This window comes from Shewanella kaireitica (genome assembly GCF_023284045.1).
In the GTDB taxonomy this organism is placed as follows: domain Bacteria; phylum Pseudomonadota; class Gammaproteobacteria; order Enterobacterales; family Shewanellaceae; genus Shewanella; species Shewanella kaireitica.
In genome coordinates this window covers 37,691-54,048 of the sequence record NZ_JAKIKQ010000018.1, presented here as the reverse complement: position 1 = coordinate 54,048, position 16,358 = coordinate 37,691, and the positions used below count along the sequence as shown (strand labels likewise).

14 protein-coding genes are annotated in these 16,358 nt (G+C 43.6%); 6 read left to right on the top strand and 8 right to left on the bottom strand.

The window, feature by feature from the left end; all coding sequences use genetic code 11:
* Window positions 1-138: 138 nt before the first annotated feature.
* Both L2730_RS18250 and queG read left to right on the top strand, forming a co-directional pair.
* Window positions 139-1,992, top strand: a complete 1,854-nt coding sequence (locus L2730_RS18250; RefSeq protein WP_248975892.1) for a GGDEF domain-containing protein — start codon at window positions 139-141, stop codon at window positions 1,990-1,992.
* Between the two features lie 86 nt (window positions 1,993-2,078).
* The gene (queG, locus tag L2730_RS18245; protein WP_248975891.1) at window positions 2,079-3,263 is read left to right on the top strand and encodes a tRNA epoxyqueuosine(34) reductase QueG; all 1,185 of its coding nucleotides are present in this window, start codon (window positions 2,079-2,081) and stop codon (window positions 3,261-3,263) included.
* Window positions 3,264-3,298: 35 nt separating this feature from the next.
* Here queG and L2730_RS18240 read toward each other — a convergent pair whose 3' ends face one another.
* From L2730_RS18240 to L2730_RS18225, 4 genes are all read right to left on the bottom strand, one after another.
* A complete protein-coding gene (locus L2730_RS18240) occupies window positions 3,299-3,508 on the bottom strand; it encodes a dodecin (RefSeq protein WP_020913901.1) in 210 nt (69 codons plus the stop codon).
* Window positions 3,509-3,680: 172 nt separating this feature from the next.
* A complete protein-coding gene (locus L2730_RS18235; RefSeq protein WP_248975890.1) occupies window positions 3,681-4,205 on the bottom strand; it encodes a protein disulfide oxidoreductase in 525 nt (174 codons plus the stop codon).
* Entirely contained in the window at window positions 4,198-4,983 is a 786-nt protein-coding gene (locus tag L2730_RS18230; RefSeq protein WP_248975889.1) for a DsbA family protein, read from the bottom strand. Before L2730_RS18230 ends, L2730_RS18235 begins: the two co-directional genes overlap by 8 nt.
* 132 nt (window positions 4,984-5,115) lie before the next feature.
* On the bottom strand, window positions 5,116-7,191 hold the full coding sequence (locus tag L2730_RS18225; RefSeq protein WP_248975888.1) for a protein-disulfide reductase DsbD family protein: 2,076 nt from the start codon (window positions 7,189-7,191) through the stop codon (window positions 5,116-5,118).
* 1,080 nt (window positions 7,192-8,271) lie between these two features.
* On the opposite strand from L2730_RS18225, the gene L2730_RS18220 reads away from it, so the two are divergent.
* A complete protein-coding gene (locus L2730_RS18220; RefSeq protein WP_248975887.1) occupies window positions 8,272-8,682 on the top strand; it encodes a GNAT family N-acetyltransferase in 411 nt (136 codons plus the stop codon).
* Between the two features lie 71 nt (window positions 8,683-8,753).
* Here the strand turns inward: L2730_RS18220 and prmC are convergent, their stop codons facing one another.
* The 3 genes from prmC to hemA are packed head-to-tail and all read right to left on the bottom strand — an operon-like array spanning window position 8,754 to window position 11,986.
* Complete coding sequence (gene prmC / locus L2730_RS18215) at window positions 8,754-9,596, bottom strand: peptide chain release factor N(5)-glutamine methyltransferase (protein WP_248975886.1); 843 nt, start codon at window positions 9,594-9,596, stop codon at window positions 8,754-8,756.
* Between the two features lie 40 nt (window positions 9,597-9,636).
* Window positions 9,637-10,722, bottom strand: coding sequence for a peptide chain release factor 1 (gene prfA, locus L2730_RS18210; protein ID WP_020913910.1), 1,086 nt, complete (start codon window positions 10,720-10,722; stop codon window positions 9,637-9,639).
* 13 nt (window positions 10,723-10,735) lie between these two features.
* Window positions 10,736-11,986, bottom strand: coding sequence for a glutamyl-tRNA reductase (gene hemA / locus L2730_RS18205; protein WP_248975885.1), 1,251 nt, complete (start codon window positions 11,984-11,986; stop codon window positions 10,736-10,738).
* 270 nt (window positions 11,987-12,256) lie between these two features.
* Here hemA and lolB point away from each other — a divergent pair, with 270 nt between their 5' ends.
* The 3 genes from lolB (at window position 12,257) to L2730_RS18190 (ending at window position 14,786) form a co-directional block, all read left to right on the top strand.
* Complete coding sequence (gene lolB / locus L2730_RS18200; protein WP_248975884.1) at window positions 12,257-12,922, top strand: lipoprotein insertase outer membrane protein LolB; 666 nt, start codon at window positions 12,257-12,259, stop codon at window positions 12,920-12,922.
* Window positions 12,919-13,773, top strand: coding sequence for a 4-(cytidine 5'-diphospho)-2-C-methyl-D-erythritol kinase (gene ispE, locus L2730_RS18195; protein WP_248975883.1), 855 nt, complete (start codon window positions 12,919-12,921; stop codon window positions 13,771-13,773). The genes lolB and ispE overlap by 4 nt, the downstream gene beginning before the upstream one ends.
* A 65-nt stretch (window positions 13,774-13,838) precedes the next feature.
* Window positions 13,839-14,786, top strand: coding sequence for a ribose-phosphate pyrophosphokinase (locus L2730_RS18190; RefSeq protein ID WP_028769213.1), 948 nt, complete (start codon window positions 13,839-13,841; stop codon window positions 14,784-14,786).
* A gap of 105 nt (window positions 14,787-14,891) precedes the next feature.
* On the opposite strand, the gene L2730_RS18185 is transcribed toward L2730_RS18190, so the two are convergent.
* The gene (locus L2730_RS18185) at window positions 14,892-16,265 is read right to left on the bottom strand and encodes a winged helix-turn-helix domain-containing protein (protein WP_248975882.1); all 1,374 of its coding nucleotides are present in this window, start codon (window positions 16,263-16,265) and stop codon (window positions 14,892-14,894) included.
* Between the last annotated feature and the right edge of the window lie 93 nt (window positions 16,266-16,358).

Here is a 16,358-nt window from a genome sequence, read left to right as displayed (position 1 = left end):
AGTATAGGATACAATATTCCCATTAACGCCAGTGCTTTAGGGGAAATTAGCCATATGGCAATAACAAGAACTCTGACCCTATCTCTATGCATATGTTTTCTTTTGTTTTTCAACGTATGCAAAGCTTCTACACAGCCAATGACCATCGGCGGTGAAGCTAATACTGAAACCAGTGTTCTCTCTGCTAAGCAACTGAGAATTGATAGTTTATTCCTTTATATAGACAGTGAAGAAATGGACTCGGCCGAAGAGTTCGAAACGGCAATGGCTGAAATTGAGTCGCTACTGACCACTGATGATATCGCTCGGCAAGCACGTTTTCTTCGATTTCAGTGTCGTCAATTTGATGACATTCAAGAGGGAGAGACAGAGAAAGCGATAGCTTTTGCAACCCAGTCATTAGCCAAGCCTTTCATGGACCAATACCATCAAGACAGGCTTGACCTAGAGCTTTGTAAGTCCTGGTATATCGAACGTTCAGGCGATTTTGATACTGCAGTAGCGGGCTATAGCGCGGTAATCAAAGAAGCGACTCAACGCCAAGAATTACTGCTCATTGCTGATGGCCGCTCGATTCGCGGCGGTTTACTGCGTTATCAAGGGCTATTTAGTCAAGCGCTAGAAGATCTTATCATCGCACATGACCTATATGTAAAATTAGATAGGCAACTTGAAGCGGAAGATCTATTGGCTGGCATTGCCACTGCATTCAGACAGATGGGTAACTATAAAAATGCACTCAAGTACTACCTGCAAATTGAAGCAAAGCATACTGAAGACAGTAATCTAGACGGCTTTAACTATATACAAGTCATGATAGGGATAACCGAAGAAGAGTTAGGTCACCTTGATGAAGCATTAAACCGGTTTATGCAAGCCTACCAGTATTGGGAAGCACAAGGTGATTTGGTTGTTCGCGCTGAAGTTGCTGTCAATTTGGCCAGTGCATTAATTCATATGCAAGATATTCCTCAAGCTATGGCCTACCTTGATGAAGCAGAAGAGGTTATTGAGCCTGATAATTTTCAAACCTATAGCTTTATGAAACTCTTCCGAGCACAAGCTTTGTTGGTTAATAATCAGCTTGATGAAGCTCATATCAATCTAGAAGCTGCACGCCAATCTTTCGACTCAGTCAGTAATCTTCGCGGGACTGAACAACTACTGGAACTCGAAAGCAAACTCTTCTTCCAGCAAAAAGATTATTTGCAAGCGTACACTTCCTTGACGAGATACCTTGAAGTGCACCAGCAACTTAACCGACAAAGAACTTCTGGGCAAACCATTGCGATGAGAACTCAATTTAACTCTCAACAAATAGAGCTGGAAAACAAGCATCTTGTCGAGAATCAAAAGCTCAAGCAACATGAAGTTGAAATATTAGAAATTAATAAATTACAGCAGTTAATCATTATTGTTATGGGCAGCATGATCTTGATAATCCTTGCCGTTTTGACCTTTAAACAATCGCAAAAAAATAGATTTTTATCGGTTTTAGCAATGACGGATCATCTCACTCAACTTCCTAATCGACGCCACATATACCAAAAAGCTCAAAGCTTTTTTGAGCATGCGCGCCACAACAAACATCCATTCTCGGTCATCACCTTTGATGCCGATCACTTTAAGCTTGTTAATGATACATTCGGTCACGAAGCGGGTGATATTGCACTGCAGCATATTGCTAACTCAGCACAGTCATTAATGAGAAATAACCAAATAGTTGGCAGAACGGGGGGAGAAGAGTTTCTAATATTACTGCCCGCAACAAGTTTGACAGCAGCAATGCGCATCGCGACCCAACTGGTAAATAGTGTAAAAGAAGCAGATTACAGTGCGCTGCCAACAGGCTTTTCTTTGACGATTAGCGCTGGCGTTTCAACGCTACAGGCATCAGATCTACAGTTAGCAACACTCATCAACCGCGCAGATGATGCCCTTTACAGTGCAAAAAATGCCGGTCGCAATCAAGCTGCTTGTCAAAAGTGCTAATGCCTATTCGTTAATAGGGAGCAGAAGATTTCAGCGTAGGAGAAATACTGCTATTATTAGCGGTCACTCTTAAGCGTTTTTTACCTATGCCAAATTCTGATTGCGAACTGAACCCCATAAGCCATATATCCCCAGAAACACTGCGTAAACTTGCTGAGCAGATCAAAGTCTGGGGGCAAGAGTTAGGCTTTGCACAAATCGGTATTTGCGATACAGATCTTAGCGCCGAAGAGCCTAAACTACAGCAGTGGTTAGATAACGACTATCACGGCGAGATGAGTTACATGGCCAACCACGGCATGATGCGCGCAAGGCCTGATGAGTTGCACCCAGGTACACGACGAGTTATCAGTGCCAGAATGGACTACCTGCCACCTAATGCCGGTTTTGCTACCAATTTAAAAGACCCTAATTTAGCTTATATCTCACGTTATGCTGGTGGTCGTGATTACCACAAGATGATTCGTAACCGCCTGAAAAAACTAGGCGACAAAATAGAAACTGAACTTAAAGCACTAGGATTTGGCCAGCCAAACTCACGCCCTTTTGTCGATTCAGCGCCGATCCTTGAGCGCCCTCTTGCAGATAAAGCAGGCTTAGGCTGGACAGGTAAACACAGCTTACTGCTGAATAGCGATGCTGGCAGTTGGTTTTTTCTGGGAGAACTATTTATAGACCTGCCACTGCCTGTCGATGTGCCTGTTAAAGCAGACTGTAATACATGTGTTGCCTGTATTAAGTCTTGCCCTACCAATGCCATCGTAGAGCCTTATATCGTTGATGGGCGTCGCTGTATCTCCTATCTCACCATTGAACTGCAAGGTGCTATCCCTACTGAGTTTCGCCAAGCAATTGGCAATCGTATATATGGCTGTGATGACTGCCAACTGGTTTGCCCGGTTAATAGTCAAGCACCCATCACAAATGAGCAAGACTTCCATACCCGCGGACCATTACAACAACCAGAACTATTAACTTTGTTTGCTTGGAGTGAGGCTGAGTTTCTAAAACTCACCGAAGGTAGCGCTATTCGCCGTATTGGCCATAAGCGCTGGCTGCGTAACATCGCTATAGCACTTGGTAATGCCCCAACAAACGCATCAATAATTGCGGCACTAGAATCGAGAAAGCTATCTGATGAAGTGGACGAAATGGTAATTGAGCATATCGACTGGGCACTTGAGCAGCAGCGTAGCAAACACGCTGAACTCAGCCGTAAAACACAACGTGTGATCCGTACAGTGGAAAAAGGGTTAGTACGTGATGCGTAACCCCTATATCAGTTAAAGCAGCGAAACGAATACTATTATTTAGGATTAAGTGTAAATCCTACTTTCACAGTCACTTGCCAATGAGCAATCATTCCCTCTTCTAAATGGCCTCGAGTTTCGGTTACCTGAAACCACCTTAAATGCTGTAGCGATTCATTGGCGGCTGCTATTGCGTTTTTGATCGCTTCATCAGAGCTAATAGGCGACGAACCCGTAAGCTCTATAATCTTGTAGGTATGACTCATAACAAGCTCCAACAGGGTAAAACAGAGTGATGCTTACCAGTATAGAACACCTGTCAAAGAGAGTAGGTTTTTGCTACCTCAGATAAAGTAGCCTTGAGTTTAACCCTGCAACTAAGATGAAAAGGTAACCCATGAGGTTACCTTTTAACGAGCATATGTGCGGCTAATCCACTTAAGCTAGCAACATCCGCCACCACATACCCGGCAGGCTGGTAAAACCGCTGGTATAAAACTGCAGTTCACCGCCTTTAATCACCATCAATGTCGGTGTCACGTTGACGGACCAATCATGAGCTAATCGCCCTCTCTGGTCATTAATTACCGGAAAATCATATTGCTTGTGCTTCAAGTACTGACTAAGCTTTTCATCTTCGCCCGAGTTCATCGCTACTGTAACCACTGAGTACTGGCTTGCCATAATATCAACCGATGGGCTTACAAAGCTGCACACCGGGCACCATGTCCCCCAGAAATAAACCAATACAGGTTCATGATAACTCATCGCTAAAACATCAACGGCATTGCCGTTGAGCGTCATAGCTTGTAAGTCAGGTAGATTATCGGTTGGGATATCCTTACTACGCCATAGGTCGATAGCGGCCGAGAATAATGTAAAAAACACCAACATAATGGCTAGCTGTTTTACCCCGTTTAACACTCTGGCTAGCATGGTCTTTGATGGTGCTTTCTTATCCATCTTTTTGCTCCTCAAGCGCACTTTCAACTGCTTTTTTAAGCGTTTCAAAAGGTACTAAACCAGGGATAACTTGTTCGCCAATAATCATACTCGGTGTACCGCGAAAGCCAAGCTGGCGCATAAGCTGTAGATTATTATCCACAATACTATCGACTCTACTGTCTTTCTGGTTTAACCAATCTTGTGTTTTGGTTAACTTAGCCACTTTCGCAATGGTAGCAGAGTCCAGCTTTCGCGGAGCCGCCATCAAAGTATCTTTAAGTGCTAGGTACTTTTCTGGCTCATTCAACCAAACAGTTTGAGCCAAATCTACAGCGTCTTCAGCCCCTTTTCCTTGTAACGGTACCATTTTTATTATGATTTTTAACTGCGGAAATGCAGCCATTAATTGCTCCAACTCAGGCTCCAACTTCTTACAGTAAGGACAGTTAAAATCAGTAAAGTAAACCATGGTTAGCTCTGGGTTTTTGGCACCTTTCCACGGATCCGTTTTGGAATTAAACAGAGATTGCTGGTGCTGCTTAATAAGCGATTTCACACTTGCTTGCTGTGAACCTTGTTCACGTATTTGCATCGCAATAACAGCTTCTTTAAGCAAATCAGGGTCATTAACCAGCATATCTTTAACTATTGCTCTTACCTCTTGCTGTTGCGCAGTACTAAGATTCCTATCAGCTGCACTTACAGCTCCACTGCTCATCGCTTGAATCGTAATAAATGCTGCAAGGATAGCTAATGTTACGCCAAAAATGGCTTTAATTTTTATGGTAAAATTCATCTAGATGATCTCTTCAAAAATCTGCTATTGACTGCCTTCAAAGCGCCTGGTGGCGATTATCAAAAGCAGTTATCAATAATTAGGAAACTCGCTAGCGTTGACGCTAGCGACTAAGATATTTAAGCAAGTCGATTACAATTGAGCTGAAGCTTGATTAATCGCATCGATCACTTGCTTTGCTGTAAGGATTACCGGCAACTCGATTCCATCAGGCGCATTGGGTCCATAAACCACATTAAACGGCACACCATAGCGATTATGACTTTGTAAATAGTCAGTTATTGGTGCAGACGGCTTAGTCCAGTCACCAATGACAAGTTCCATATCAGCTTGCTTTAAACGGCTGTAGACTGGATCTTGCAAAATCACACCAACTTTGTTGGCTTTACAGGTGATACACCAATCTGCCGTGACATCAACAAACACCGTTTGCCCTTTGGCAACTTGTGCCTGAATGTCACTTTGTTGAAGAGGTGTCCAACTCAAATCAGTTGGTAACGGACGCGCCCAATTATCTGATGTCGCAAACGCCGTTATTGCACTAATGAGAATGGTCACACTAATACTTGCGACTACGGCAGCAGATCCATGTAGCTTTGCCATCAACACGATAAATAACAGCACTAATATCGCGGCAACACCCCAAAGAATGCCTGATGAGATAAAGTTGGCTAACAAACTGATTAACCAAAGGCTGGTGATTAACAGTAAGCCAGCAAAAATAACTTTAACCACACTCATCCAACGGCCTGGTTTTGGAAAGTAATTTGCCACTTGAGGAGCAGCTGCAACTAATAGCCATGGCAATGCCATTCCTACAGCTAATGCGGTGAAAATAACAAACAGACTCACCACGTCAGCCCCTAAGGCAAAGGCGACTGCGGTTCCTAAAAACGGCGCGCTACAGGGCGTTGCTAATAGTGTGGCAAACATGCCTTGCAAGAAGTGACCGCGGTTATCATTACCACCACTTGTGGCAAGCTTAGTTTGCAAGCTAGACGGCAGGTTTATCTCAAACGCGCCTAGCATATTGATAGCAAATACTGAGGTAACCAGCGCCATAAAACCAATAAACCATGGGTTTTGGAACTGCACGCCCCAACCTATCGCCTGGCCGGTCATTTTTAAAGTAAGGATAAAGCCCGCTAATAACCAAAATGAGACCAGAATTCCTAGCGCAGATGCTAAAAATTGCTGCCTTATTTGGGTTTGATTAAGATCCGGCGCCGCCACTACAGCACTTAACTTCATCCCCAATACAGGTAATACACATGGCATCACGTTTAGGATTAAACCACCAAGCAACGCTATCAGCATCATTGTCCATAATGGAGAGCTGTGGCTGACAATCTCCGCGGCCGTCACAACCGCAGCATATTCAATAGCGTTTTCCGCTTCGATTAGCGTTATATTTAAACTTTTACCGATAACATCAGTTTCACCTAACCAGCTACTGCCGTCAAAAACGGCTTTCAGCTGCTTGCTCCCATGCTCATCCTCAGTTGTCTCTATACGTTTAAGCTTAAAACTGACATCGGGTTCACCATCAATAATCACTTGTGGATATTGCCATTCGCCCTCTTTCAGTATCACTTGAAGTTGCTGCTTTGAATTGTTCCACCCAAGATTGATATCGGCCGATGTTCTACGTTGTGGTACGCTAACTTTGGCCTTGTTATAGGCAAACATGGCCCCTGGGTCGGCAGTTATTGTTTTAAGGTCAACATCTAGGTTGATGTCATAATCGGTTAGCACACAGATATTGGTACAACTCGATAAAGTAAGTAGCCCTTTAAGCTCAAACGGCTGATTAATATCTTTAACCTTTACCTGCATGGGGAAGACTACATCATGCTTATAACCAAAGGTCTGCAAGCCTAGTAGCGAAAAAGCCTCAGGTGCAGGCCAATCCCAGCTGACATCGGCAAGGTTACCTGAAGTATCCCATTTTATACTGGGAGCTATCCCTCCTTCTCCCGGACTACGCCAATAGGTTTTCCAATCGTCATCTAATTTTACCTCGAGCACAGCGGGCAAAGTATTGCTTACAGGGTCGAGTTCACCCGTCAGCATAAATCTAACTTGGACTGGAGGGTGATTTGGGTTTTCAATCCAACCGGTTGATTGTGCCAAGACAGAGCTAGATAATAAGCTCAGCACCAGCAAAAAATATTTAATAGTTTTCAATTTTATCTCCGTAACAGACATAATCTCAGCTATCTAATTAATAAAAAAGCGAATAGTAAAACTGAGTCGTTATGTTGTCAGCGTATTTTCATCGTGGCTGCAAACTGCAGCAATACATTGATTAAACAGATAGAACAACGCACATCAAGCCAATCTAGCGCTAAAGTTAGTGGCTGTATACGTTGATCTATACCCGTTCTACTTGAACATGCTCGTTTCAGAGGCTATGTGCCAGTTCAACTCTAGGCGTATTAACGTAGAAATGGTTATTCCTTTTAAGTTAGTGCAACAACGAAGTGGGCTGGCACAAAACCTTCTGCGATGGGTTTTGATAGGCTTTACTCCGTGTTATTGAACTTACTAAGGGAACGACCATTAATGGCAATCAATGCCTCGCCTACATGGATATAGGTGCTTAGGTTCAGCATGAAGCAATGAACCTGTGATTAAAGCCCATTAAATTCCCGCGGCCCCCAGCATCTTCAGGTAGAACGGGTATTGGCCTTACTCTTGAAATCGACAAAAACAGAGATGTATTCGCCTAGGCTTAGGCAAAGTGGGGATATCAAAAATCCGAGGTAATTGACGAAAAATAATCGGTAATAGTGGAATGAAAAACAGCAATAACAAAACAAGGTTTAAATTGGGTTCATCCATGCAAGCTCGCAATGATTTTTCAGACAGTTCACACGTATCTAACGTTAACTCATCCATTGACGAGCTTTGGCTTTGTATACTCAACTGTGGGGTTTCTTCTCCAACAAGCTGATTTATGCTGCGTAATATTCCGCTGTTTTGCATCAAACACAAAATGACCAACACAGTAAAAACCATGACGATCGAATTTCTAGCCGTTGCTGCTTTACAAAAAAAACGGATAACACACTCCCGATGTATCAATGATTACCAATGCCTTGCAGTTATTAAAGGATAAGACCGACTATTCGCGGATTTAGTTCATCACTAGATGAAAATATATTAGAGTACAGAGCAACAATGACGAGTAACGCTTTTTATAAACACTTATCTGCTAAGTCACAGCGAAAATATACCGACTTAAAGTTCAACATCTTCACTTAAAGCCCCAGGAGCCGTATACCGATGAGCCAATTTGTTACCGATAACAGCAAAGAGTTTGCACAAACCGTTGAAGACAAAATTGCTGAATTTAATTGGCAAAACTGGGAAGTCTCAGAAAGACTGCCCTTAGGGCTAAAAATGGAAGGTGACAACGGTGAACTGTTGGCAGGTTTTTCAGGACGCACTTTTGGAAACTGGCTGATGATTGACAACCTATGGGTATCGGAGAACCTACGAGGGCAAAATATCGGCCACCAATTATTAGTAGAAGCTGAACGGCTAGCACTTGCGAAAGGCTGCAAATTTGCCATTCTAGATACGCTAAACTTTCAAGCTAAGCCCTTCTATGAAGCGAGGGGTTATCAAGTGCAGTGGACGCAGGCAGCGTACCCAAAGACGGGTTGTAAATATTTTATGGTTAAAACCTTATAGCCGTATTGTTGTGGCTAGGAGATATAAAAAAGGCACTATAAAGTGCCTTTTTTATCAGAAGTATTAACGCTCTATCTTGGCCAGCGACCTATGGTGCAACGATCATTACTACCGAAATCTCGCACTGTCGCTACGTTTTCATAACCCAGTTCAATTAACTTCTCTCTGAGCTCAATCGCTTGTTGGTAACCATGCTCAAGCAGCAGATAACCACCAGGGGTTAAATAATCGCGAGCACAGCTAGCAATATGAAACAGATCAGCAAAGCCTTTTAACGGTGCAGTTAGGGCACTTTGCGGCTCAAAACGTACATCGCCTTGGGACAGGTGCTCATCTTCTTCATCAATATAAGGCGGATTAGAAACAATTAAATTAAAATCGTAGCACTCTACTGCATCAAACCAATCGCTTTGAAATACATCAACATGCTCGAGTTTTAGGTTAACTCGATTCTCAATCGCCAGTGCCACCGCCTCTTCAACCTTGTCGATAGCGCACACTTGCCACTCATTGCGCTCATGAGCAAGAGACAACGCTATCGCGCCAGTCCCTGTACCTAAGTCCAGCACTCGAGCATTATCAGCCAAAGGCAGATTAAGTGCGGTTTCCACCAAAATCTCGGTATCAGGCCTTGGGATCAACGTCGTTGGGTTAACCCTAAACGGCAGCGACCAAAACTCCCTTTCCCCCACAATGTGAGCGATAGGGTTACCACGGAGGCGTTTGGCAAGCATCTGCTTAAACTCGGAGACTTGCGCCGAATCTAAGCTCTTCTCTGGCCAAGTATAAAGGTAACTACGTGGCTTATTAATGATATGTAGTAGCATCACTTCAGCATCCAGCGAGGCTGAATCTGAAATAGCGTCTAATTGAGAAGAGGCCCATTTTAGGGCCCCTGATATAGTCAATTGCAAGGAATGTCCTTATTCATCGAATAACGATAGAACTGAGCCGTTAACCTTCGCCAAGAGCTGCAAGCATATCAGCTTGGGTTTCTTGAATTAGAGGTTCAATCACCACATCGATATCGCCTTCCATAAATTCGCCTAAGCGATATAAGGTAAGATTTATACGATGCTCGCTCACTCGACCTTGTGGGAAGTTATAAGTACGAATACGCTCTGAACGATCACCACTACTGACTAAGTTACGACGAGTACTATCTTCTTCACTACGGCGCTTTTCATCTTCAACAGCTTGAATTCGAGCAGAAAGAACACTCATCGCTTGAGCACGGTTTTTATGCTGCGAGCGTTGGTCTTGGCACTCAACAACAATCCCTGTTGGAATGTGAGTAATACGAATCGCAGAATCCGTTTTGTTGACGTGCTGTCCGCCCGCACCTGATGCTCGGAAAGTATCAACTTTTAAGTCTGCTTTATTGATCTCAATCGCTTCAGCTTCAGGGATTTCTGGTAAAACGATCACTGTACAAGCTGAAGTATGTACTCGGCCTTGAGATTCTGTTTCTGGAACACGTTGCACACGGTGCCCACCAGATTCGAATTTCAGTTTACCGTAAACGCCTTCACCACTGATTTTAGCAATCACTTCTTTAAAGCCGCCATGTTCGCCTTCGTTGGTGTTCATAACTTCAATTTGCCAACGGTTACTTTCAGCATACTTGCTGTACATACGGAACAAATCGCCAGCAAAAATAGCCGCTTCATCACCACCCGCACCAGCGCGAATTTCGATAAAACAGTTATTATCATCATTAGGATCTTTTGGAAGTAGCAGAATTTGTAGCTCAGACTCTAACGTTTCTATCGTCTCTTTAGCCGCTTTATACTCTTCTTGAGCCATCTCTTTCAGCTCGGCATCATCCTCTTCCATCATCTCTTTAGCCGACTCAAGGTCTTCTTCAGCTTGCTGAAAAGATTTAAAAGCTTTAACAACATCCTCTAGTTGAGAATATTCTTTAGACAAGGCGCGAAAACGCTCTTGATCGGCAATAATGCCTGCATCACTTAGTAGCGCCAATACTTCTTCATTACGTTCAAGCAAGCCTTCAAGCTTGCGAATTACACTGTCCTTCATTAAAACGCTAACCTTAGTCTTTATCTAGTCCGAGCATCGTCCTTAATTGTCCAAGTGAATTAAGATCACCTTGGCGACTCGCAGCGGTAAGCGCTTGGGTCGGTGCATGGATCAATTTATTGGTCAGCTTATTAGCAAGTTCAAGTAACACTTGCTCGCTATTACCACCTTGGGCCAACTTATTGACCGCTCGCTCTACCAACTCATCTTTTACCGCCATACTTTGAGTGCGATATTCACGGATACTGTCAACCGACTCTAATGAGCGGATCCACTCCATAAATTGATAAGATTGATCGTCTGCAATTAATTCTGCTTGCTCGGCAGCCTCTCTTCGAGAAGCCATATTCTGTTCAATGATGCTTTGCAGGTCATCGACGGTGTATAGAAACGCATCATCCAGATCCGCTACTTCGGCCTCAATATCTCGAGGAACTGCTATATCTACCAACAACATAGGTTGATGACGACGCTGCTTAAGCGCTTTTTCTACCATGCCTTTACCAAGGATCGGTAACGGGCTAGCGGTAGAGGATATCACGATATCGGCCTTAGGGAGAAAATCAGGGATCTGTTCGAGTGTAATCGCAGTTGCACCGAACTCGTCACACATCGCTTCAGCACGTGAAATTGTTCGGTTTGCCACCACCATTGTTTTAACGCCATTATCTTTTAAATGACGCGCCACTAACTCAATCGTCTCACCCGCACCGACCAATAATACCTGGGTCGTACTCAGGGAAGAGAAGATATGCTTAGCCATACTTACTGCAGCAAATGCAACTGATACGGCAGCAGCACCAATTTCAGTCTCAGTACGGATCTTTTTAGCCACTGAAAAAGTGTTCTGAAATAAGCGATCCATTGTGGTTGCAACAGTGCCCGCTTCTTTAGCTTTTACAAAAGACTGTTTCACTTGACCTAAGATCTGTGGTTCACCCAAAATCAGTGAATCAAGGCCTGCTGATACTCGCATTAAATGTTTAACCGCTTCCTGACCTTTATATTGGTACAAGCAGGGCTCAACATCTTCATGAGAAAGTTGATGATATTCTTCCAACCACGCAACAACGTCAGCAGCTTCACTGTTGTTACAATAAAGTTCTGTACGGTTACAGGTGGAGATTATGACGGCTTCGCCCGATTGAGTGCGAGACGCAAGACTCTTCATAGCATCATGAATTCTGTCTGGTGCGAAAGCGACTTTCTCACGTAGGTCGACCGTGGCCGTTTTATGATTTATTCCGATTGCTACAAGGCTCATTTGACTCGTTCTGGACTCTTGGGCATCTTATTTATTGGTGCCATTCTACTGAATTGGCTTTGTTAAAAACAGAATACGCTTAACAAAACCGAATAATAATCTCTGTTCTTACCCATTTTTCCAATTAGCGTCACCTTTTTAACTATTTTTAAATAGCTATGACAGCGATTGACGACAATAAACGTTGTGCAAATGGTTATTTTTTGCGTTAGGGCATTGGTAAATTTACCAACCCCTCGTATCATAAGGGCTCTTTTATATCAGTAATAGATGAATAATTTGAGCAGCTTCACAAAAAACACTTATGTATGGGTGATATTGAGCTTTATTTTTATTAGCGGTTGCTCAACTACCATACCAGACAACTTAGTTCCCGTCTCTGTTGAGCAGGTCGAACAAGCGCAAGCTTGGGAAATGCAAGGCAAACTTGCGGTGCGCACTGCTGACGACAAATTTAGTACCAATCTGTATTGGTTGCACACGCAAACTTCCGATGAGTTAAAATTAACCACAATGTTAGGCACTACGGTACTGAGTTTATCGAGTACTGCCGGTGATACATTATTAGAACTCGATGGTAAGACTTATACCGATACCAATGCACAGCGGTTACTCGCGCGTATCACCGGATGGGCGATTCCTATCGATGCCTTACCGCTTTGGATCACAGGACAACTCAGCGAGGGGGATAAAGTGATTAACCAAGATTCACTCAATCGTCCTATCAAGCTCATCAATTCAAATCAACTTCCCGCTTGGGAAGTCAGCTTTAAGAGTTGGCAAACCCAAAGTGACGCTGAGTTACCGCGATTGCTAGAGATAAATCGTGATGATATTCGGCTTAAAATTCAGGTCAGTAAATGGCAAGCACTTATTCCTGAAAAACAAATAATGACCAATATTCCACCTCCTATCGCCAATGAGTCTTCTTTATGACAGCAGCACTTTCATTAGGTTGGCCCGCACCAGCCAAACTCAATCTTTTTCTGCATATTAATGGTCGCCGCGAAGATGGTTATCACGAACTGCAAACACTGTTTCAATTTATCGAACATTGTGACTTTCTCGATTTCAAAGTGACTGAAAACACAAACTTGAAACTGCATTCAAATATGTCTGCTGTTGTCGCCGATAACGATAACTTAATTCTGCGAGCCGCAAAATCGTTACAAGAGTATAGCCAATGCCAGCAAGGCGCTGAAATTTGGTTAGATAAACGCTTACCTATGGGAGGCGGTTTGGGTGGAGGTTCATCCGATGCGGCAACCACTTTAGTCGCACTAAACTCGCTTTGGGGGCTGAATATCCCTATCGCTGAACTTGCTCAAATAGGACTAAAGCTTGGCGCTGATGTCCCTGTTTTTATTAATGGTTTTTCAGCTTTTGCAGAAGGTGTTGGTGAGCGTTTGCAGCCCGTTTATCCTCCTCAACCTTGGTACCTTGTAGTGGTGCCGGATGTGCATGTATCAACAGCTGAAATTTTCCAAGACCCAGCATTACCTCGTAATACTCCAAAGCATACGCTGGCCTCTTTAATGGAGAGCCCTTGGCAAAATGATTGCCAAGAACTGGTTGTAAAACGCTCTCCCCAAGTTGCCAAAGCCTTAGCGTGGCTGCTAGAATATGCGCCGTCTAGAATGACCGGAACTGGAGCATGTGTTTTCGGTCAATTCGAACAGGAGCAACAAGCTAACGATGCCTTGGCAAAACTGCCTGCGTCGATGAATGGCTTTGTTGCCAAAGGGGCAAATAAATCGCCATTAATGCTGAGATTAGCTCAGTGTTAACTACAACTGGGATACCTTTTTAAGTCCCAGCCACTATCATGAAGCATACGCCTGAGGTTCATACAGTGCCTGACATTAAACTTTTTGCCGGTAACGCAACACCTAGTCTCGCTAAGAAGATAGCCGATCGTCTATTTTGTAAACTTGGAGACGCGGAAGTAGGCGTTTTCAGTGACGGCGAAATCAGTGTCCAAATTAATGAAAATGTACGTGGTGCGGATGTGTTCATCATTCAATCTACTTGTGCGCCTACTAACGATAACCTAATGGAACTTATCGTTATGGTTGACGCGCTTCGTCGTGCATCAGCTGGTCGTATTACGGCTGTTATTCCTTACTTTGGTTACGCGCGTCAGGACCGCCGTGTTCGTAGTGCTCGTGTACCAATTACCGCAAAAGTAGTTGCAGACTTCCTTTCAAGCGTCGGCGTTGACCGCGTATTGACATGTGATTTACACGCAGAGCAAATCCAAGGTTTCTTTGACGTTCCTGTTGATAACGTATTTGGTAGCCCAGTGCTACTTGAAGATATGTTAGCTAAGAATCTAGAAAACCCAGTGGTTGTTTCTCCTGACATCGGTGGCGTTGTACGTGCTCGTGCAGTTGCCAAGCTGCTTGATGATTCTGACTTAGCAATCATCGATAAGCGTCGTCCACAAGCTAACGTTGCTCAAGTTATGCATATCATTGGTGACGTTCAAGGCCGTGATTGCATCATCGTTGATGACATGATTGATACTGGTGGCACACTTTGTAAAGCTGCTGAAGCGCTAAAAGAGCACGGTGCAAACCGCGTATTCGCTTATGCAACTCACCCAGTATTCTCAGGTAATGCAGCGAAGAATATCGCAGAGTCTGTTATCGACGAAGTGATTGTGACTGACACTATCCCGCTAAGCCCTGAAATTGCAGCACTTGATAAAGTGTCTCAATTGACTATGTCTACCGTTATGGCTGAAGCGATTCGCCGTGTAAGTAACGAAGAGTCAATCTCAGCGATGTTTAAGCACTAATAAATATGCTTAGGCTTAATGCTGAAATAAGAAACGCACTCCATTGAGTGCGTTTTTTTATCCCTAACTTTTATTGCTAGGCAGATATCGCCGAGCACGCTGACATTATAACGACACTTGCTCTCTATGCGCCCAGACCATTGTCTCTCCCCAGAGGGGAAGCATCCATACACCGCTATCATCATCTTGGTAAACTTGTCTGATCACCATCTGCTCATTCTGTAAAACGTTCTTGCGGATCTCTCTATAAATCGTTGCCGACTCTTTTGAAACTTGCTGAGGGCTGGTAAAGCTGCGCTCATCAACGTCGACTAGAAATGTTTTTACGACTTTGCCATCAATAAGAGACTGCTTCAGTTTAAAATCGCCGCTAAATTGGTACCTTATCGAGATCTCCCTGAGCATATCATCGGTTATACAAGCAGCAGCCACCAGCTTACCGCGATTATCTGAATCAAATATCATCGACAATCTAACATCGGCTCTAACAACATTTTTTGTATCTGAGTAGTAATAAACATCCGCTCGATAAACATCTTCAACCACACCGCTATTCTCTGTCTCAAACTTATCGAGCAAAATCTTATTATAGGTAACTTGCTCCATCCTCAGTTTAGTATCAGCCAACCATTGAATATCTAGCGGGGTGACTGGCGCATCTGCAGTCCTCACTAAGTTAAGTGGCTGTCTATCACTGCAAGTGCTGTCAAAGTCATTACACAGAGCTATTGATTCATACTGACCATTGTCATAAGTAAATAACTGTTTTTCACTGGAAGCTGCTAGCACGCTTTCATAATTGAACCAGTTCGCAATCAGCTCATCTGCACTCGTTGCTTGCGCAGAGGTATCGGTTGATTGTGAATCTAAGAAGACCTTACTGACTAAAGAAGAGGTATGATTAAACTCAAGATTTTGAGTTGTGATGGCGGCGATCTGTGGTTTAGCAAGAAGCGCAATATAATTGACAGCCTTTTTCAGCCCACCAGAAAAATGCAGCGTGATGATAATGCCAGCCAAAACGACCAACGTCGACCACAGTAGTCGGCTTGGAACTAGGCGACTTGCTAGATTGATATTAAGACGCTTACTCTTAAATGCAGCATGCCCCTCTTCAGCCTGTGGTTCAGCAGCGGTTGATACGGTTTCCGCCTTAGTTTCATACGTAGCAATATCGTGTTCATCAACGATACACAAACTATAGCCATAACGTGGAATATTCTTCAGTTCGATGTCAGTTTGTGCCACCAGCTTTTTTCTCAAACTGCTCATGCACTGGGTTAAAGATGAGGGTGCGACAACACGCCCAGGCCAACCCGCAGCATTCAATTGCTCTTTGCTTACAACGTCACCCACATGGCTGACTAAACATTTTAAAACTTCTAATTCAGCAAGAGAAAGAGCTTGCCGTTCTGTCGTGCGTAGATCGACTAAGTCTCTTGCATCTAAATCTATAATTAAAAATTCGGTAATTTTCACAAGCTAACCCCTACTTCCTACCATCCCTGTAGCTTCCCCTAGGCTATTCTATGTCTTTGTCGCTCTTTTTAACCTGACCCGATTAAAGGTTTT

Excerpts from the sequence above, each read along its gene's own strand:
- L2730_RS18235 (WP_248975890.1), bottom strand. The coding sequence starts at position 4,205 with ATGGATAAGAAAGCACCATCAAAGACCATGCTAGCCAGAGTGTTAAAC.
- lolB (WP_248975884.1), top strand. The coding sequence starts at position 12,257 with ATGAATAATTTGAGCAGCTTCACAAAAAACACTTATGTATGGGTGATA.
- L2730_RS18225 (WP_248975888.1), bottom strand. The coding sequence starts at position 7,191 with ATGTCTGTTACGGAGATAAAATTGAAAACTATTAAATATTTTTTGCTG.
- L2730_RS18240 (WP_020913901.1), bottom strand. The coding sequence starts at position 3,508 with ATGAGTCATACCTACAAGATTATAGAGCTTACGGGTTCGTCGCCTATT.
- queG (WP_248975891.1), top strand. The coding sequence starts at position 2,079 with ATGCCAAATTCTGATTGCGAACTGAACCCCATAAGCCATATATCCCCA.
- hemA (WP_248975885.1), bottom strand. The coding sequence starts at position 11,986 with ATGAGCCTTGTAGCAATCGGAATAAATCATAAAACGGCCACGGTCGAC.
- L2730_RS18220 (WP_248975887.1), top strand. The coding sequence starts at position 8,272 with ATGAGCCAATTTGTTACCGATAACAGCAAAGAGTTTGCACAAACCGTT.
- ispE (WP_248975883.1), top strand. The coding sequence starts at position 12,919 with ATGACAGCAGCACTTTCATTAGGTTGGCCCGCACCAGCCAAACTCAAT.
- L2730_RS18230 (WP_248975889.1), bottom strand. The coding sequence starts at position 4,983 with ATGAATTTTACCATAAAAATTAAAGCCATTTTTGGCGTAACATTAGCT.
- L2730_RS18250 (WP_248975892.1), top strand. The coding sequence starts at position 139 with ATGACCATCGGCGGTGAAGCTAATACTGAAACCAGTGTTCTCTCTGCT.
- prfA (WP_020913910.1), bottom strand. The coding sequence starts at position 10,722 with ATGAAGGACAGTGTAATTCGCAAGCTTGAAGGCTTGCTTGAACGTAAT.